This window comes from Nonomuraea sp. 3-1Str (assembly GCF_031570565.1).
Lineage (GTDB): Bacteria > Actinomycetota > Actinomycetes > Streptosporangiales > Streptosporangiaceae > Nonomuraea.
The window spans coordinates 155,677-173,116 of the sequence record NZ_JALHBK010000008.1 but is presented as its reverse complement, the minus strand read 5'-3'; the positions used below and the strand labels follow the sequence as shown (position 1 = coordinate 173,116).

Below are 17,440 nucleotides of genomic sequence, written 5' to 3'. Positions count from 1 at the left end.
GAGGGTTCCGCCGCCGTGGCCGCCGTGGTCGCCGTCGCCACCGGATCGCCGTAGCGCGGGCCGCGTCCGCCTCGAACCACGACATCACCCGACCGCCGTCTCGGCACGCCCGGGCACCCCTGTGCCTGGGCGTGCCGGCCTGACGGCTCTCGTCGAACGCGGCCGGCCCGCCTCCGCTCACCTGACGAATCGATCACGAGACATCGTTGCGGAGTTTCGCCGTGCCTTTCACCCTTTACCTGCTCGGACTGGCGGTGTTCGCCATGGGCACGTCCGAGTTCATGCTGTCCGGGCTCGTCCCGGACATCGCGTCCGACATGAACGTGTCCGTCCCGGCCGCCGGAGCGCTCACCTCGGCGTTCGCCGCCGGGATGATCGTCGGCGCGCCCCTGATGGCCGTCCTCAGCCTGCGCTGGCCGCGCCGCCGCGCGCTGCTGGTGTTCCTGGTCTCGTTCCTGCTCCTCCACGTGCTCGGCGCGGTCACCACCGGCTTCGAGGTGCTGCTGGTGACCCGGTTCGCGGCGGCCGTGGCCAACGCCGGGTTCCTCGCGGTGGCCGTGGCGACCGCCGCCGCCCTGGCGCCACCGGCCGCCAAGGGCCGCGCCACGTCCATCCTCCTCGGCGGGGTCACCCTGGCCTGCGTCGCCGGGGTTCCCGCCGGGGCGCTGCTGGGGCAGCTGTGGGGGTGGCGGTCGGCGTTCTGGGCCGTCGCCCTGCTGTCGGCGCCCGCCGTCGTCGCCGTCCTGCGCTCCGTCCCGGCCGCTGCGGCCCGTACGGAGACGGTCGTGGCCAGGGCGGGCGGCAGCCCGGCCGGCGGCGGCCGGCCCGCCGCGGCGCGCCGTGAGGCGCGGGCGCTGCGCGACCCGCGGCTCCTGGTGCTCCTCCTGCTGGCCGCGCTGGTCAACGGCGCCACGTTCTGCACGTTCACGTACCTCGCCCCGCTGGCCACCACCGTCAGCGGGATCGCGCCCGCGTGGATGCCCGTTCTGCTGGTGCTGTTCGGCCTCGGCTCGTTCGCCGGTGTCACCGTCAGCGGGCGGCTGGCCGACAGCCGTCCCCGGCTCCTCATGACGGCCGGCGGGGCGGCGCTGGTCGTGGGGTGGGCGGTGTTCGCGACGGCCGCCGGCCGGCCGGCGGCCGTGCCGGTGCTGGTCTTCACGCAGGCAGCCCTGTCGTTCGCCGTCGGCTCCACCCTGGTGTCCCAGGTCCTGTACGCGGCCCCGGGAGCGCCGACGCTGGCCGGGAGCTTCGCCACGGCGGCCTTCAACGTGGGCGCCGCCGCCGGCCCCTGGCTCGGCGGGGTCACGATCGGCGCCGGGCTGGGCTACCGCTCGCCGCTCTGGGTGAGCGCGGCGCTGGTGGCCCTCGCGCTCGCCGTCGCCGCGACGGCTCACACGCTGGAACGCGTCAGGGCCGGGCGCGTCCCGGCGCCCAGGACGGGGGTGGTGGAAGAGAGGTGATCCCCGCCGCCAGCGTCACGGCTCCAGCAGGTGCCCGCGCAGCGCCTCCACCAGGTCGCCTCCGACCCCCAGGCGCTCCGCGGCGTACCCCTCGACGGAGCCGTGCGCGGCGGCCAGGTCCGCCAGGAAGAACCTCATGATGTCACCCGGCGCCCGCCCGTACCCGGGCCAGACCAAGGTCCGGTCCGGGTGCGCGGCGCGCCAGTCCGCGATCAGCCGTGCCGAGGCCAGCTCCGTGAGGGCGAAGTCGGCGACGATGGTCTCCTCCTCCACCCCGGCCAGCGCCAGCACGAGGGCGGCGAGCAGCCCGGTGCGGTCCTTGCCGGACGCGCAGTGGAACACCAGGGGCGCGTTGTCGTCCGCGGCGATGATCTCCAGCGCCCGCCGCAGCTCCGCCGCGCCGTCGTGGGCCACCTCGGCGTACCGGTCGGCCAGGAAGCGGGCCGGGTCGACGTCCGGGCCGAGCGCCGCCTGGTCGTACGGGCGGTGCTCGACGCTGAGGTTGTGGTAGGCGAGCCCGTCGAGGTGCCGGACCCGGCCCTTGGCCGCGATCTCCCACGGGTAGCGCAGGTCGATCACCGTGCGGACGCCCAGCTCCACGAACCGGTCCCAGTCGGCGCCCCGGAGCTTGGCCAGGGAGTCCGCCCGGTACAGCCGGCCCCAGCGCAGCACGCGACCGTCCCGGGTGCGGTAGCCGCCCAGGTCCCGGAAGTTGTGCACCCGCTCGAACGCGACGTGCCGCGTCATCGTCCCGCGGACCAGCCGTACAGCTTCATCAGGCGGGCCGCCACCCGGGTGAAGCGGTCGACGTCGAGCACCGCGCCCTCACGCCTGATGTCGTCCTCGTCCAGCACGAACACCCGGTCCAGCCGCGCGTGCGACACCCTGCCGTCACGGCCCCAGGCGCCGACCTCCACCCAGTCGGGCCCGTCGTCGCCCTTGCTGGACAGCATGACGCCGAGCAGCCTCCGCCCGGTACGGCCGACGACCAGCAGCGGACGGTCCTTGCCCCGCGCCGGGTCCTCCTCGTACGGCACCCACGCCCAGACGATCTCGCCGGGGTCGGCCAGGCCGTCCAGGTCAGGGGAGTAGGCCAGCGTGGCGGCCTGGGCCGTCGAGTGGATCTCACGCACCGCGCCGCGGAGGGGTCGCGGGTCTTCACCTTGATCGTGCACGTGGGCATCCTAGGCTCTCCACGGATCGCCCGCGCGCGGCGGCGTCAGGAGACGGCGCAGGGCGGCGGGGGTGTGGCCGGCGTGGTGGCGTACCGTGCGGGTCAGGTGGGCCTGGTCGGCGAAGCCCAGGTCGGCCGCCAGCCGCGCCAGGCTCTCCTCCCCGGCCTCCAGCCGGTCGAGCGCCCGTCCGACGCGCACCCGGTTGCGGTAGCAGGTGAGGGAGACGCCCAGCTCGCGGGTGAACGCCCGGCTGAGCCGGTACGGCGAGACGGCCAGGAACTCGGCCAGCGACAGCAGCCCGGCCGCCGCCTCATGGCCGGAGGCGATGGCCTCGCGCGCCGCCTCCACGACCGCGCCCGCCGGCGGTCCGGGCCGGGACCCGGCGCCCCGGGGTGCGGGCGGGGGAGGGGCCGTGCGGGCGACGGCGGTGGCCACCAGCGGCAGCAGGGCCTCGGTCAGCTCGTACGCGGGGTCGCCGCTCCGCGTGGCCGCCAGGAGGCGTCGGTGGGCCAGATCGAGGCGGGTGTCCACGTACACGGTCGGCCGGGCCGGCCGCCCACGCTCACCCGTGAGGACCCGCCACAGGCGAGGGGAGAGACGCAGCGAGGTGCACACGTCGCCGCCCGCCGGGTGCGCGAAGCGCTCCTCCTCGCCGGGCAGCGCCAGGTAGGCCATCGTCGGGTCCACCAGCGCGCCCCGGCCGTCGGCCATCCGCCGGAACCGGCCCCGCCGCACCAGCACCAGCAGGTACGCGGACCCCACCTCGGCCGGCGACCACCCGCGATGGTCGTCGACGCAGGTCACCGCGTCGACCGTGAACCCCGGCCCGCCCCCGAGCCGCACACCTGTACGCACCCCCGGCACGCTACGCCCCGGGTACGACAATCCCGGCGGCGTGGCCGGGGTGCAAGGATGTTCAAGACCGTGGCGTCCGCGACCGGCAGGCTGGGCCGCATGACGACTCTTTCCACGATCATTTTCGACTGCGCCGACCCGGCCGCGCTCGCCGCCTTCTACGCCAAGGCCACCGGCTGGCGGCTCGGCCAGGGCGACGCCGACTACGCCACCGTCGAGGGCGGACCCGTGACGCTGGCCTTCCAGCGGGTGGACGGCTACGGCGGCGGCCCCGGCTGGCCGGGCGGCGACAAGCACCTCCACCTGGACTTCCAGGTGCCGGACGTCGGCGCCGCCCGTGGGGAGCTGGTCGCCCTGGGCGCGTCCGTGCCGGACTTCCAGCCGGGCGAGGACGAGTGGACGGTGTTCACCGACCCCGAGGGCCACCCCTTCTGCGTCTCGGCGGCCTGATCGCTCCGAGGACGAAGACCCGGCGGGGGCGCCGGGACGGCACAGCGACGGGCCGGGTCCCGCCAGACCCGGCCCGCCCGGCCCTGAGCCCGCCGGACGCGGCGCGTCCGGCACCCGAGGTCGAGCCGTACGGTTACGCCGGGTGCTCGGCGCGGTCGCCCGACCAGTCCGTGTGGAAGGCGCCCTCCTGGTCCACCCGCAGGTACGTGTGCGCGCCGAAGAAGTCGCGCAGCCCCTGCACCAGCGCCGCCGGCAGCCGGTCGCGGCGCAGCCCGTCGTAGTAGGCGAGCGCCGAGGAGAAGCCCGGCGTGGGCACGCCGATCTGGACGGCCGTGGTGACCACCCGCCGCCAGGCGTCCTGCGCCACGTTGAGCGCCGCCGCGAACGTCGGGTCCGCGAGCAGCGTCGGCAGCGCCGGGTCGGCGTCGTAGGCCGAGCGGATCCGGTCGAGGAACTTGGCCCGGATGATGCACCCGCCCCGCCAGATGGTGGCCATCGCGCCCAGGTCGAGGTCCCAGCCGTACTCCTTGGAGGCGGCGGCCATCTGGTCGAAGCCCTGCGCGTACGCGACGATCTTGGACGCGTACAGGGCCTGCCGCACGTCCTCGATCAGCTCGCGCCCGCCGACGCCCGACAGCTTCGGCCCCTCCAGGCCCGCGGCGGCGGCGCGCTGCTCGGGGTGGCCCGACAGGGCGCGGGCGAAGACCGCCTCGGCGATGCCGGTGACCGGCACGCCCAGGTCGAGGGCGCTCTGCACGGTCCAGCGGCCTGTGCCCTTCTGCTCGGCCTGGTCGACCACCACGTCCACGAACGGCTTGCCGGTGGCCGCGTCGACCTGCTCCAGCACCTCGGCGGTGATCCCGATGAGGTACGAGTCCAGCTCGCCCCGGTTCCACTCACGGAACACCTCGGCCAGCTCGGCCGGGGTCGCGCCGAGCGCCTGCCGCAGCAGGTCGTACGACTCGGCGATGAGCTGCATGTCGGAGTACTCGATGCCGTTGTGCACCATCTTGACGAAGTGCCCGGCGCCGTCGGGGCCCACGTGCACCGCGCACGGCACGCCGTCGACCTTGGCCGAGATGTCCTGCAGGATCGGCCCGAGCGCCTCCCACGACTCCGTGGAGCCGCCCGGCATGATGCTCGGCCCGTTGAGCGCGCCCTCCTCGCCGCCGGAGATGCCGGTGCCGACGAAGTGGATGCCCTTCTCACGCAGCGCGGCCTCGCGCCGCCGGGTGTCGGCGAAGTGCGCGTTGCCGCCGTCGACGATCATGTCGCCGGGCTCCATCAGCTCCGCGAGCTGGTCGATCACCGCGTCGGTCCCCGCACCGGCCTTCACCATGATGATCGCCCGCCGGGGCCGCTTCAGGGAGGCCACGAAGCCGGAGAGCTCCTCGGCGGGGACGAACGTGCCCTCGCCGCCGAACTCCTTGACCAGTTGCTGCGTGCGGCTGGTGGAACGGTTGTGCACGGCCACCGCGTAGCCGTGCCTGGCCAGGTTGCGGGCCAGGTTGCGTCCCATGGTCGCCAGACCGGTGACGCCGATGTCTGCCAAGTCCATTTCAGCTCCTCTATCGGGGATACGCACGGTCAAGCCTCGTCAGTTCGACCGGATATTCCCGCCACGCCGATCGCTCCGGGCCGCACCCGCTCAGTCGGTGCCGCGCACGCCGAGCTCGTCCAGCCTGTCGAGCATGTCCGCCGGATCGGCGTACACCCGGAAGGCTCCCGTGCGCTCAAGCTCGTCCCTGCCGTACCCGCCGGACAGGAGCCCGATCCCGAGCGCGCCCGCCCTTCGGGCGGCGAGCAGGTCCCAGACGCTGTCTCCCACCACCATCGCATGCGCCGGATCGACGTCGAGCAGCGCCGCACCGGCCAGGAACAGGTCAGGGTCCGGCTTGGCGCGGCGTACCAGGTCGCGGGTGACCATCGGCGTGTCCTCCGGCAGGCCCAGCATGCCGAGCGCCGACCGCGCCGTACGGGCGTAGCCGCTGGTGGCGATCGCCCACGGCACGCCGCGCGAGGACAGCTCCGCCAGCAGCTCGGCGGCGCCGGGCAGCGGGCGGACCGAGCGGAGCTGCTCGGTGTAGGCGTCGGCGTGGGTGTTCTGCAGCTCGTCGATCTGCTCCTGGCTGAGCTTCAGCCCCGTCTCCCGCAGCAGCGCGCTGACGAACAGCCCGCCGCTCATCCCGATCCGCCGGTGGATCCGCCACACCGACAGGTCGATGCCCATCCCGGACAGCGCCTGCCGCCAGGCGATCACGTGCTGGTACACGCTGTCGATCAGGGTGCCGTCGAGGTCGAACAGGAACGCCGGGGTGGGGGCCTGCGGGAAGTCACTCATGCTTCCATGACACCATGAGCGGATGAGGATCATCATCGCGGGCGGTCACGGGAAGATCGCGCTCCGGCTCGGGCGGCTGCTCGGGAGCGCCGCCACCGGCCTGGTGCGCAACCCCGCGCACGTGGCCGACGTCGAGGCCACCGGGGCGCGGGCCGTGGTCTGTGATCTGGAGAGCGCCGGAGTCGAGGAGTTGGCGGCGATCCTCGACGGCGCCGACGCGGCGGTCTTCGCCGCCGGGGCCGGGCCGGGCAGCGGCGTGGCCCGCAAGGACACCGTCGACCGGGCCGCGTCCGTGCTGCTCGCCGACGCGGCGGAGCGGGCGGGGGTGCGCCGGTTCCTGCAGGTCTCCTCGATGGGCGCGGGCAGGCCGCCCGCGCCGGGAAGCGACGAGGTCTGGACGGCGTACATCACGGCCAAGACCGCGGCCGAGGAGGACCTGCGCCGCCGCGGGCTCGACTGGACGATCGTCCGGCCGGGCGGGCTCACCGACGAGCCGGGCACGGGCCGGGTACGGCTCGCGCCGGAGGTGCCGCGCGGCACGGTGCCCCGCGACGACGTGGCCGCCGTGCTCGCCGAGCTGCTGCGCGAGCGGGCCGCGATCGGCCGGGTCCTGGAGCTGGTCTCCGGCGACACGCCGATCCCGGAGGCGATCGCCTCGGTGCGCTGAGCCGCTTCCCGCGCCGAGCCGCGGGTCCGGGGCCGTCAGGGTTTTGCCGTTCGGCGGCGCGGGGTTGGCTTTGGCTTGCGGCGTCCCCGGTTAAGGGTTCCCTCAGTGCGCGAGAAGGGACCCGTAATGTCGGATATGTCGCTCTTTGGGGGAGACCCGTTCAAGCGGTTCGAGGAGCTCACCGGACGGATGTTCGGCGACGCGTGGCCCCCTGCCCGGCCCAGTGTGCAGCGCGTCGACATCGGCAGGCTGCTCAGCGAGCCGGCCCGGCAGGTCCTCGCCGACGCCATGGAGACCGCCGGGCGGCGCGGCGCCGAGGATCTCGGCGTGCTCGACCTGCTCGACGCCCTGACCCGGGCCGACCGGACCAGCGCCCTGCTCCAGGCGGCCGGCGTCAACGTGGAGCGCCTGCGCGAACGCGCCGAGGCCGCCGCCACGCCCGGCGAGCCCGCCGGCGAGCCGCCCGCGACGCTGTCACCGGGCCTCAAGCGCACCCTCCTCGACGCCCAGCGCATCGCCCGCGCCCTCGCCTCCTCCTACATCGGCCCCGAGCACCTCCTGCTCGCCCTCGCCGCCAACCCCGGCTCCAGCGCCGCCCGGCTGCTCCAGGAGGAGGGCGTCTCCGTCCAGGAGCTCCAGCGCGCCATGGCGTACGGCGACGAGCCACGCCGGCCCGACCGGGCCCCCGCGAGCGACACGCCGTCGCTCGACCAGTTCGGCAGGGACCTGACCGAGGAGGCCCGCCAGGGCCGCATCGACCCGGTCGTCGGCCGCGAGGACGAGATCGAGCAGGCCCTGGAGGTGCTGTCGCGCCGTACCAAGAACAATCCGGCGCTCATCGGCGAGCCCGGCGTCGGCAAGACCGCCATCGTCGAGGGCATCGCGCAGCGCATCGTGAACGGCGACGTGCCCGACCCGCTGAAGGACCGCCGCGTCGTCGCGCTCGACCTGACCGGCATGGTGGCCGGGACGAAGTTCCGGGGCGAGTTCGAGGAGCGCGTCAAGAAGGTCGTGGACGAGGTGCGCGCCCAGGCCGACCGGACGATCGTGTTCATCGACGAGATGCACACGCTCGTCGGCGCCGGCTCGGCCGAGGGCGGCATGGACGCCGCCAACATCCTCAAGCCCGCCCTCGCGCGCGGCGAGCTGCACGTCATCGCCGCCACCACGATCGACGAGTACCGCAAGAACGTCGAGAAGGACGCCGCCCTCGAACGCCGCTTCCAGCCGATCCTCGTCCCCGAGCCGACCGTCGAGGAGACGATCGAGATCCTGCGCGGCCTGCGCGACGCCTACGAGGCCCACCACCAGGCGCGCATCACCGACGAGGCGCTGCACGCCGCCGCCATCCTGTCCGACCGGTACATCCCCGACCGGTTCCTGCCGGACAAGGCCATCGACCTCATGGACCAGGCCGCCGCCCGGGTACGGCTGCGTGCCCGTACTCCCGGCACCGACGTGCGGGACCTGGAGGAGCGCCTCGACGCGCTGCGCCGCGACAAGGACCAGGCCGTGGCCGCCGAGGACTTCGACCGGGCCAAGGAGCTGTCGTCGGAGATGGGCAAGCTGCGCCCCGAGCTGGAGCGCGCCCGGCAGGTACGCGACGAGGCGCCGCAGGTCATGGCCGAGGACGTCGCCGAGATCGTCTCCCGCCGGACCGGAATCCCGGTGCGCCAGCTCACCGAGCAGGAGCGCGAACGGCTGATGCGGCTGGAGGAGCACCTGCACCTGCGGGTCGTCGGCCAGGACGAGGCGGTCGTCGCGATCGCCGAGGCGGTCCGCCGCTCCCGCGCCGGGCTGTCCGACCCGCACCGGCCGATCGGCAGCTTCCTGTTCCTCGGGCCGACCGGCGTCGGCAAGACCGAGCTGGCCCGCGCGCTGGCGGCGGCCCTGTTCGGCGGCGAGGATCACATGGTCCGGCTGGACATGAGCGAGTACCAAGAGCGCCACACGGTCTCCCGGCTCGTCGGCGCCCCTCCCGGCTACGTCGGCTACGAGGAGGCCGGGCAGCTCACCGAGGCCGTCCGCCGCCGCCCGCACGGGGTGCTCCTGCTCGACGAGATCGAGAAGGCCCACCCCGACGTGACCAACATCCTGCTGCAGATGCTCGACGACGGCCGCCTGACCGACGGGCAGGGCCGCACCGTCGACTTCACCAACACGATCGTCATCATGACCAGCAACATCGGCGCCCAGCTCATCCTCGACTCGGGCGACGACCCCGCCCTGATCGGCTCCGCTCTGGAGGAGCGCCTCATGGACCTGCTGCGGCACTCCATGCGGCCCGAGCTGCTCAACCGCATCGACGAGACGATCATCTTCAAGCGGCTGGACCGCGAGGAGCTCCGGCAGATCGTCGAGCTGCTGCTGGAGCGCACCCGGCAGCGGCTGCGCGGCCAGGACATCGACCTCCAGGTCTCCACGGCGGCCGTGGACTGGCTGGCCGAGCGCGGTCACCAGCCCGAGTTCGGCGCCCGGCCGCTGCGCCGCACCATCCAGCGCGAGCTGGACAACCGGCTGTCGGCGATGCTGCTGACGGGCGAGGTCGCCGAGGGCGGCCGGGTGATGGTGGACGTGGAGAACGACCGGTTGTCCCTGCGCGCCCACAACCCGGAGCCGGTCGGCGCCTGACCGCGCCCTCCCGGGCGGAGCGGGTGGAGCGGGTGGAGCGGGTGGTCAGCGCCTGCGGGCCAGCGTGACGCCGTCGCGCACCGGCAGCATCACCGACTCCACCCGCTCGTCCCGGGCGATCAGCTCGTTCACCTGCCGGATCGCCACCTGGCTCGCCTCCTGGAACGCCGGGTCGAACACGCGGCCGCCCTGGAAGACGTTGTCGAGCACGATCAGCCCGCCCGGGCGCAGCCGGGAGACGATCTCCTCGTAGTAGGCCGGGTAGCTCGGCTTGTCGGCGTCGATGAACGCGAAGTCGTAGACCGGCTCGGCGGGCAGCGCGCGCAGCGTGTCGAGCGCCGGGCCGATCCGCAGCTCGACGCGGTCCGCCACGCCCGCGCGCTCCCAGTACTCGCGGGCGATGGACGTCCACTCCTCGCTCACGTCGCAGGCGAGCAGGTGGCCGTCCTTGGGCAGGGCGCGGGCGACGCAGAGGGAGGAGTAGCCGGTGAACACCCCGACCTCGATCGCCCGGCGGGCCCCCGTCATGCGGACGAGCAGGGACAGGAACGCGCCCTCGTCATGCGAGATCTGCATGCCGGCGGCGCCGCCGGTGGCCTCGCGGGTCCGCGCCACCAGCTCCCGGAGCAGCTCGTCCGGCTGGGTGCAGTGCGTGAGCAGGTAGTCGCCGGCGACGGGGGAAAGGATCTCCAGCTCGTCGCCCGCGACCGGCTCCGTCCACTCGGTGCGCAGCTCCTCCTGCGTGGCGAAGCACAGCAGGTGCCGCGTGACGACGTCCTGGACCCCGGCCAGCGCCTCCGCGTCCGCCGCGGTCGCGATCATCTCCAGGGCGCCCCCGGCCGGCGCCAGCACGCACTCCCCGTGGGAGAGGGCGATGGTCGCCCGGCCGTCGGTGGACAGGGTCGTGGTGGCCTTGCGCCCGAGGTGGGAGACGAGCTGCTTGATGTAGCGCTCCGGGCGGTCGGTGGGGACGTACGCCGTCGAGATGGGCATCAGGCTCCTTCGGTCAGAGGCGGCTCCCTGGCAACCTACCCCCGGGGGTCGGGGCTGAGCACCACCCCGGGCTCGGGCCCGGTGCCGGTCTCGCCCTCGGTGCCGGTTCCACCCTCGGTGCCGGTCTCGCCCTCGCTGCCGGGCCCGGCCGTGCCGCCCCCGGGCAGGTCCGCGATCTGGGTGTCGTCGATGACCCCGTCGTCGTCCGCGGGCTCCTGGTCGTCGTCCGGCGCCTGCTCGCGGACCGGCGCGCAGGAGGAGCCGCAGCCGCCGAAGCGGGCCGTGTCCACCGGCGTGAACGGCGTCGCCGGCGTCCCCTTCAGGGCCGCCATCATGGTGTCCTTCCAGATCGGGCCGGGCACGGAGGCGCCCTGGACCGAGCCGAAGTACTGGCCGCCGATGGTGATCCCGGTCAGCTTGTACCGCTGCGAGCCGCGCGGGTCGCCGATGCTCACCGCGCCCGCGAGGTCCGGCGTGAACCCGGCGAACCACGCGCTGGCGTACCCGTCGGTGGTGCCCGTCTTGCCGGCCGCGGGCCGGCCGATGCCGCCGACGCCGCGCATCGTGCCCTGGGTGAACACGCCGGACAGCACGTTCGCCGCCGCGTCGGCCACGCCCGCGTCCAGCGCCTGCCGGCACTGCGGCGCGTACGAGGTGGACCGGCCGGTGGCGACGTCGGTGACCTTGGTGATGGCCAGCGGCGCGCAGTACTTGCCCCGGGCGGCGATGCCCGCGTAGGCGGACGCCACCGTCACCGGGTCCATCTCGTTGATTCCGAGCGTGAACGTCTCGACCTCGTGCAGGTCCTTGCCGTCGGCCCGCCGGATGCCCAGCGACTTGGCCGTCTGCACGGTCTCGCACAGCCCGACCCGCTGCTCCAGCGCCATGAAGAACGTGTTCACCGACCCCCACGTGCCGGTGGCCAGCGTCTTGAACCCGCCCGAGCCCTCGTCGTTGGTGACCGTCCACGACGGGATGCCCATCGAGTTGCCCTTGCAGTTCTTGAAGGAGGACGCGGACGGCGCGGAGTAGCCGGCGCCGACGCTGATGCCGTCGCCGATCTTCATGCCCTGCTTGAGCGCCGTGAGGAGCGTGAACGTCTTGAACGTCGAGCCCGCCTGGAAGCCGACCAGCCCGCCGTGCCGCACGTCGGCCACCGGGTTGTACGAGATCTCGTCCTTCTTGGTGTCGCTGCCGAACGGCCTGCTGGCCGCCATGGCCCTGATCATGCCGGTGCCGGGCTGGACCAGCGCCTCCGAGGCCAGCGCCCGGTCGGAGGCGTGCACGTACTTCTTGACGGCCTTGTCCGCGGCGACCTGCGCCTTGGGGTCGAGGCTCGTGGTGATCCGCAGGCCGCCCCGGCGGAACGCCTCCTCGCGGGCGCGCTGCGTCTTGCCGAACGCCTTGTTCGTCAGCAGCTCGTACCGGACGTACTCGCAGAAGTACGGATACGAGCTGGCCTGGCAGCCGTTGGGCTGGCGGATGCCCTTGTAACCGAGCTTGGCCGTCTTGGCCTCCGCCGCCTGCTCGGGCGTGATCACGCCGAGCTCCGCCATCCGGCCGAGCACCGTGTTGCGCCGCTCCAGCAGCAGCTTGCGCGCCTTCGCACCGGTGGCCGGGTCGGTGAGGTTAGGGTTCTGGACGGCGCCGGCCAGGGTCGCCGCCTGCGACAGGTTCAGCCGGGCCGCGGACACGCCGAAGAAGCGCCGGGCCGCCGCCTCCACACCGTTCGCGCCCGCCCCGAAGTAGGCGATGTTGAGGTACTTGGCCAGGATCTCGTCCTTGGTGTACTTCTCCTCCACGCCCATGGCGTAGCGCAGCTCGTTGAGCTTGCGGGCGTAGCTGGCCTCCAGCGCCTTCTCCTTGCCCTCCTCGGTGTCGGCCGAGTTGAGCAGCACCTGCTTGACGTACTGCTGGGTGATGCTGGAGCCGCCCTGGCTCACGCCGCCGGAGCTGAGGTTCTTGGCCAGGGCACGCACGGTGCCCTCGATGTCGATCGCGCCGTGCTGGTAGAAGCGGTCGTCCTCGATGGCGACGATCGCCTTGCGCATGATCTCGGAGATCTGGTCCAGCCGCACCACCTTGCGGTCCTGGGCGAAGAACTGGGCGATCCGGCCGCCCTTGGCGTCGTACACCGTGGACGCCTGCGGCAGCGGCGGCTCCTCCAGCTCCATCGGCCGCAGGCCGAGCTCCTCGGCCGCCGAGACCACCACCGCGCCGGAGCCGCCCACGGCGGGCAGCGCGATGGCCGCGACCAGGACGCCTGCGGCCACCGCCGCACCGGTCAGGCGGACGAGGCCTGTCAGCCGGGCATGGCTCCGCGTGGTGTTCTCTTGGGGCATGGCGGTCATCCGACCACAACCGGCTCCGCCTGTCCAAGACTGCGCCACCGGCCGCGTCATACGGAACCTGATATCACCGCAGCTCGTGGGCCGCGATCTTCGGTGGTTGCGGCTGTTCTGGTAGGTATGGCGGATGCGCATCAAGCCGTGGGCCGCCGTGGCGGCGGCCGTCCCCCTCGCCGCGGGCTGCGTGTCGGCCCCGCCCGCCGCCGCCTCCGCCCTCCCCTCCGCGTCCGCCGCTGCGGCGGTCTCCCGCACGTCGGTGGTGCCGCCCGTGGTGCCGGCCGGGACCACGGCCGCCTGGGTGGTGTTCGACCGGAAGGCCGGTGGCACGGGGCGGATCGTGGCCACCAGGAACGCCCACCGGGCGTTCCGCTCGGCCTCGGTGGTGAAGATCCTGCTCGCCATCGACTACCTGGAGTCCCGCAGGACCGTCGCGCCGGCCGACGCCCGCCTGCTGAAGATCATGTTGCGCTCCAGCGACGACGACGCCGCCTCGACGCTGTGGGACCGGGCCGGCAAGGGCGCCGTCATCACGCGGCAGGCGCGCCGGCTCGGGCTGTCCGACACGGCTCCGCCGCCCGCCTCCAAGCCCGGCTTCTGGGGGTACACCTCGCTCAGCGCGTACGACGTGGTCCGCGTCTACCGTTACCTGCTCGACCGGGCCGCGCCGCGGGTCCGCGACACGATCCTCGGCCATCTGCGGGCCGCCACGCCGTGCGGCAGCGACGGCTTCGACCAGTACTTCGGCATCCCGCGCGCCGTGCCCCGGCCGTGGGCGGTCAAGCAGGGCTGGTCGGGCTTCGGGTCGGTGCCGCCCGTACGCTGCGCCGCCTCGTCAGCACCCCCGGCGACCCACGCCCCGTCGGCCTCGGCCGTGACCCTGGGCGGGCCGGACTCGGCCGTGGCGCAGGGGGCGCCGGCCTCGGTCCCGGCCGCGGCGCAGGGGGCCTCGGCCGTGGCGCGGGACGCTTCGACCTCAGCCGGGCCGCTGCGCGCCCGCGGCTCCGGGGTGCCGGACCTGGGACGGCCGGTCCTGCACACGACCGGCCTGGCGGGCAAGGACGACAGGTACGTGCTGGCGGTCCTGACGGCGCACCCGGCGGGCGGCACGTGGAGCTCCTCGGTGCGCCGCGTCACGCGCCTGACCGCGGACCTGTACCGCGGCCTGAGCTGAGGCCCTCCCCGCGGGCGGCCGTCACGGGGAGCGCGCGGGGTCAGCGGACGCCGGCTGCGTACGCGGCGTAGACCTTCTTCGGCACGACCATCCGCCACGCCTCGACGACCAGCTCCCGCATCTCGTCGAGGTCGATGGCCGCCATCCGGACGAGCACCCAGTGATACCGCAGGTCGCGCTCGTCCGGCATCAGGAACGTGTCCGGCTCGGCGGCCACCAGCGCCTCTCGCTCCTCCTTGGGGAACGCGAAGCCCATCACGGTCTCGTCACGCGAGAACGCGACGTAGACGATCGACCCCACCCGGAACTTCACCCGATCCCTGATGAGGTGCTCCGACGACCGGGGCAGGGTGGACGCGAGCCGCCGTACGTCCTCGACCGTCACCATGCCACCCACCCTAGCGACCCCCACCGACAATCCACCCGACAATCCACCCGACAATCCACCCGACGATCCGCCCGTCGATCCACCCGCCCCGACGCCGGCGGCCGCCGCGACGGCCGGACAGGACCGGAGGGGGCGGCCGGGGCGTCGCCTTCCTCTGATATCTCGTATGACGAGACGAATCTTCTCTCATCATGAGACAGCAGCTACGGTTGTCGCGTCGGGCCGGTCATGGGGCCGGACGGGGACGAAGGAGTTCTGATGGACGCCGTATACACGCACGGCCACCACGAGTCCGTGCTGCGCTCGCACCGGTGGCGCACCGCCGAGAACTCGGCGGCGTACCTGCTGCCGTGGCTGAAGCCGCACATGACGGTGCTCGACGTGGGCAGCGGGCCGGGAACCATCACCGCCGACCTGGCGTCCAGGGTGGGGCACGTGACCGCGTCCGAGGTGACCCCCGAGGCGCTGGAGATCACCAAGGCGGAGCTGGCCGCCCGCGGCGTCGCCAACGCCGGCTTCGCCGTGACCGACGTGCACGCGCTGGACTTCCCGGACGACACGTTCTGCGTCGTCCACGCCCACCAGGTGCTCCAGCACGTGGGCGACCCGGTGCGGGCGCTGCGCGAGATGCGGCGCGTGGCCAAGCCCACCGGGTTCGTGGCGGCGCGCGACAGTGACTACGCGGCCTTCACCTGGTACCCCCGGGTGCCGGCGCTCGACGACTGGATGGCCCTCTACCAGCGGGTCGCGCGGGGCAACGGCGGCGAGCCGGACGCCGGGCGGCGGCTGCTGTCGTGGGCGCGGGCGGCCGGGTTCGAGGACGTGACGGCCACCTCGTCCACCTGGTGCTTCGCCACGCCGGAGGACCGCGCGTGGTGGGGCGGCATGTGGGCGGAGCGCGTCCTCAGCTCCGCCTTGGCCGACCAGGCCCTGGCCACCGGCGCCGCCACCCGCGACGACCTGCGCCGCATGTCCGACGGGTGGCGCGAGTGGGCGGCGGCCGAGGACGGCTGGCTGTCCGTCCTGCACGGCGAGATCCTCTGCCGCGCCTGACCCCCCGCCACCCCCGGCTCGCCGCAGCTCCACCCGGTTCGAGCGCCGGGCGGGGTGGCGATTCGGGTGAGCTTCCAGATTTCGGAACGATGGTCTAATATCCGGAATATGTCCGACGTGGTGACCGGCCTTGCCGACGCGGCGAGCGACGCCGAGCCCCGGCTCGTCGGAGCCGATCGTGTGCTGGCGGTGCTGGCCGAGCTGGCCCGGCATCCCGACGGGATCGCCCTGGAGGAGATGGCGCGCGCCGTGGCCAGCCCCAAGCCGACCGTCCACCGTGCCCTGGCCTCGCTGCGCCGCGCCGGGTTCGCGTCCAGGAACAGCCACGGCCGCTACGTGCTCGGCGACGAGTTCCTGCGGATGGCCTTCGAGCACCACGAGGCCCGGCCGGACCACGTCAGGATCACCCCGGTCCTCCAGGCGCTGTGCGAGCGCTACGGCGAGACGGCGCACTACGCCGTGCTGGACGGCGCCTCGGTCGTCTACCGTTCCAAGCTCGACCCGCCCGCCGGCGCGGTGCGGCTGACCTCGGTCGTGGGGGGCCGCAACCCGGCGCACTGCACCGCCGTCGGCAAGATGCTGCTCGCCGACGCCCTGCGCGACGAGGACGCGGTACGCGGCTGGGTCGCCGGCCGGCGGCTGGAACGGCCCACCGAGCGCTCGATCGGCACGGTCGGAGAGCTGCACGCCGAGCTGGTCCGCATCCGCGAGCAGGGCTACGCCGTGGACGACCAGGAGAACGAGCCCGGCGTCAACTGCGTCGCGGTCCCGGCCTACCTGACCTCGCCCACGGTGCCCAGCGGCGCCGTCAGCGTCAGCGGCCTGGCCTACCGCACGCCGCTGCGGCGGCTCGTCGACGACCTGCCCGCCATCCAGGCCATCGTCTCCGGCAGGCGGGCCACATGACGCCCACCCCGGCGCACCGCACGACGCCCATCCCGGCGCCCATCCCGGCGCCCGTCCCGGTCCACCGCGCGCCGCCCGGCCAGGCGCGCCGCGTGACGCCGTCGTCCCGATCCTGAACCCACGGAGAGATCACCTTGTACCTCATGCGCATCGGCGCGCCCGGCGCCGAGAAGCCCGTCGTCCGCGTGGACGACGCCCGCTACGTCGACGTCTCCGACCTCACGCCCGACTTCGACGAGAAGTTCTTCGGCGCGGGCGGCGCCGCTCTGCTGGCCGGGCCGGTGGCCGAGCGGATCGCCGCGGGTCACACCCGTGAGTTCGCCGGCGAGCGCGTGGGCCCGCCCATCGCCCGCCCGCACCAGATCCTCTGCATCGGCCTCAACTACAGCGACCACGCCGCCGAGACCGGCCAGGCCGTGCCGGACGAGCCGATCCTGTTCACCAAGTCGCCCAACACGCTCGTCGGCCCGTACGACGACGTGCGCATCCCGCGCGGGTCCACCAAACCCGACTGGGAGGTCGAGCTGGGCATCGTGATCGGCAGGCGCACCTCGTACCTGGACTCGGTGGAGGAGGCCGCGGCCGCCATCGCCGGGTACTGCGTCGTCAACGACGTCAGCGAGCGGGCCTTCCAGATGGAGCGCGGCGGCCAGTGGTCCAAGGGCAAGTCCGCCGAGACCTTCAACCCGGCCGGCCCCTGGCTCGTCACCCCGGACGAGATCGCCGACGTCAAGAACCTCGGCATGTGGCTGGACGTCAACGGGGTCCGGCGGCAGACCGGCACCACCAAGACGATGATCTTCGATCCGTACGTCATCGTCCATCACCTGAGCCAGTTCATGGTGCTGGAGCCCGGCGACCTCATCAACACCGGCACCCCGCCGGGCGTCGGCATGGGCTTCAGGCCGCAGGTCTGGCTGCGGCCGGGCGACGTGATGGAGCTGGGCGTCGAGGGACTCGGCAGCCAGCGCCAGAACGTCGTGGGCCCGAGATAGGACCCCG

At 73.7% G+C, this 17,440-nt stretch carries 16 protein-coding genes; 8 read left to right on the top strand and 8 right to left on the bottom strand.

Features of this window, described 5'->3' with window-relative positions:
• Positions 1–221: 221 nt before the first annotated feature.
• Positions 222–1,460: a Cmx/CmrA family chloramphenicol efflux MFS transporter gene (locus tag MTP10_RS15810; protein WP_310710023.1), complete on the top strand. Its 1,239-nt coding sequence runs from the start codon at positions 222–224 to the stop codon at positions 1,458–1,460.
• Positions 1,461–1,475: 15 nt separating this feature from the next.
• On the opposite strand, the gene MTP10_RS15805 is transcribed toward MTP10_RS15810, so the two are convergent.
• Genes MTP10_RS15805 through MTP10_RS15795 form a run of 3 tightly spaced genes read right to left on the bottom strand, consistent with a single transcriptional unit; the run spans position 1,476 to position 3,490 of the window.
• Entirely contained in the window at positions 1,476–2,207 is a 732-nt protein-coding gene (locus MTP10_RS15805; RefSeq protein ID WP_310710021.1) for a tyrosine-protein phosphatase, read from the bottom strand.
• Positions 2,204–2,635: a type II toxin-antitoxin system PemK/MazF family toxin gene (locus MTP10_RS15800; RefSeq protein ID WP_310710019.1), complete on the bottom strand. Its 432-nt coding sequence runs from the start codon at positions 2,633–2,635 to the stop codon at positions 2,204–2,206. Before MTP10_RS15800 ends, MTP10_RS15805 begins: the two co-directional genes overlap by 4 nt.
• A 9-nt stretch (positions 2,636–2,644) precedes the next feature.
• Positions 2,645–3,490: an AraC family transcriptional regulator gene (locus MTP10_RS15795; protein WP_310710017.1), complete on the bottom strand. Its 846-nt coding sequence runs from the start codon at positions 3,488–3,490 to the stop codon at positions 2,645–2,647.
• A 57-nt stretch (positions 3,491–3,547) separates the two neighbouring features.
• On the opposite strand from MTP10_RS15795, the gene MTP10_RS15790 reads away from it, so the two are divergent.
• The gene (locus MTP10_RS15790; RefSeq protein ID WP_310710015.1) at positions 3,548–3,940 is read left to right on the top strand and encodes a VOC family protein; all 393 of its coding nucleotides are present in this window, start codon (positions 3,548–3,550) and stop codon (positions 3,938–3,940) included.
• Between the two features lie 133 nt (positions 3,941–4,073).
• Here the strand turns inward: MTP10_RS15790 and gndA are convergent, their stop codons facing one another.
• Complete coding sequence (gene gndA / locus MTP10_RS15785) at positions 4,074–5,498, bottom strand: NADP-dependent phosphogluconate dehydrogenase (protein WP_310710013.1); 1,425 nt, start codon at positions 5,496–5,498, stop codon at positions 4,074–4,076.
• 90 nt (positions 5,499–5,588) lie between these two features.
• Entirely contained in the window at positions 5,589–6,281 is a 693-nt protein-coding gene (locus MTP10_RS15780; protein ID WP_310710011.1) for an HAD family hydrolase, read from the bottom strand.
• 22 nt (positions 6,282–6,303) lie between these two features.
• Between MTP10_RS15780 and MTP10_RS15775 the strand changes: the two genes are divergently transcribed.
• Together MTP10_RS15775 and MTP10_RS15770 are read left to right on the top strand one after the other, a co-directional pair.
• A complete protein-coding gene (locus MTP10_RS15775; RefSeq protein WP_310710010.1) occupies positions 6,304–6,948 on the top strand; it encodes an SDR family oxidoreductase in 645 nt (214 codons plus the stop codon).
• A gap of 126 nt (positions 6,949–7,074) precedes the next feature.
• Entirely contained in the window at positions 7,075–9,579 is a 2,505-nt protein-coding gene (locus MTP10_RS15770) for an ATP-dependent Clp protease ATP-binding subunit (protein WP_310710008.1), read from the top strand.
• Between the two features lie 45 nt (positions 9,580–9,624).
• Here MTP10_RS15770 and MTP10_RS15765 read toward each other — a convergent pair whose 3' ends face one another.
• Entirely contained in the window at positions 9,625–10,572 is a 948-nt protein-coding gene (locus MTP10_RS15765; protein ID WP_310710006.1) for a DUF2218 domain-containing protein, read from the bottom strand.
• Between the two features lie 35 nt (positions 10,573–10,607).
• On the bottom strand, positions 10,608–12,914 hold the full coding sequence (locus MTP10_RS15760) for a transglycosylase domain-containing protein (RefSeq protein ID WP_310710004.1): 2,307 nt from the start codon (positions 12,912–12,914) through the stop codon (positions 10,608–10,610).
• Between the two features lie 133 nt (positions 12,915–13,047).
• Between MTP10_RS15760 and MTP10_RS15755 the strand changes: the two genes are divergently transcribed.
• Positions 13,048–14,091, top strand: coding sequence for a hypothetical protein (locus MTP10_RS15755; RefSeq protein ID WP_310710002.1), 1,044 nt, complete (start codon positions 13,048–13,050; stop codon positions 14,089–14,091).
• Between the two features lie 40 nt (positions 14,092–14,131).
• Here MTP10_RS15755 and MTP10_RS15750 read toward each other — a convergent pair whose 3' ends face one another.
• Positions 14,132–14,479: an MmcQ/YjbR family DNA-binding protein gene (locus tag MTP10_RS15750; protein WP_310710000.1), complete on the bottom strand. Its 348-nt coding sequence runs from the start codon at positions 14,477–14,479 to the stop codon at positions 14,132–14,134.
• A gap of 258 nt (positions 14,480–14,737) precedes the next feature.
• On the opposite strand from MTP10_RS15750, the gene MTP10_RS15745 reads away from it, so the two are divergent.
• The 3 genes from MTP10_RS15745 to MTP10_RS15735 all read left to right on the top strand — a co-directional run bounded on the left by MTP10_RS15745 (position 14,738) and on the right by MTP10_RS15735 (position 17,433).
• The gene (locus tag MTP10_RS15745; RefSeq protein WP_310709998.1) at positions 14,738–15,532 is read left to right on the top strand and encodes a methyltransferase domain-containing protein; all 795 of its coding nucleotides are present in this window, start codon (positions 14,738–14,740) and stop codon (positions 15,530–15,532) included.
• A 108-nt stretch (positions 15,533–15,640) separates the two neighbouring features.
• Entirely contained in the window at positions 15,641–16,438 is a 798-nt protein-coding gene (locus MTP10_RS15740) for an IclR family transcriptional regulator (RefSeq protein WP_310709996.1), read from the top strand.
• A 134-nt stretch (positions 16,439–16,572) separates the two neighbouring features.
• Entirely contained in the window at positions 16,573–17,433 is an 861-nt protein-coding gene (locus tag MTP10_RS15735; protein ID WP_310709994.1) for a fumarylacetoacetate hydrolase family protein, read from the top strand.
• Positions 17,434–17,440 lie beyond the last annotated feature (7 nt).

Bases quoted from the DNA above. Each gene is read 5' to 3' on its own strand.
- MTP10_RS15805 (WP_310710021.1), bottom strand. From the start codon at position 2,207: ATGACGCGGCACGTCGCGTTCGAGCGGGTGCACAACTTCCGGGACCTG.
- MTP10_RS15790 (WP_310710015.1), top strand. From the start codon at position 3,548: ATGTTCAAGACCGTGGCGTCCGCGACCGGCAGGCTGGGCCGCATGACG.
- gndA (WP_310710013.1), bottom strand. From the start codon at position 5,498: ATGGACTTGGCAGACATCGGCGTCACCGGTCTGGCGACCATGGGACGC.
- MTP10_RS15780 (WP_310710011.1), bottom strand. From the start codon at position 6,281: ATGAGTGACTTCCCGCAGGCCCCCACCCCGGCGTTCCTGTTCGACCTC.
- MTP10_RS15775 (WP_310710010.1), top strand. From the start codon at position 6,304: ATGAGGATCATCATCGCGGGCGGTCACGGGAAGATCGCGCTCCGGCTC.
- MTP10_RS15770 (WP_310710008.1), top strand. From the start codon at position 7,075: ATGTCGGATATGTCGCTCTTTGGGGGAGACCCGTTCAAGCGGTTCGAG.
- MTP10_RS15765 (WP_310710006.1), bottom strand. From the start codon at position 10,572: ATGCCCATCTCGACGGCGTACGTCCCCACCGACCGCCCGGAGCGCTAC.
- MTP10_RS15760 (WP_310710004.1), bottom strand. From the start codon at position 12,914: ATGCCCCAAGAGAACACCACGCGGAGCCATGCCCGGCTGACAGGCCTC.
- MTP10_RS15755 (WP_310710002.1), top strand. From the start codon at position 13,048: ATGCGCATCAAGCCGTGGGCCGCCGTGGCGGCGGCCGTCCCCCTCGCC.
- MTP10_RS15750 (WP_310710000.1), bottom strand. From the start codon at position 14,479: ATGGTGACGGTCGAGGACGTACGGCGGCTCGCGTCCACCCTGCCCCGG.
- MTP10_RS15745 (WP_310709998.1), top strand. From the start codon at position 14,738: ATGGACGCCGTATACACGCACGGCCACCACGAGTCCGTGCTGCGCTCG.
- MTP10_RS15740 (WP_310709996.1), top strand. From the start codon at position 15,641: ATGTCCGACGTGGTGACCGGCCTTGCCGACGCGGCGAGCGACGCCGAG.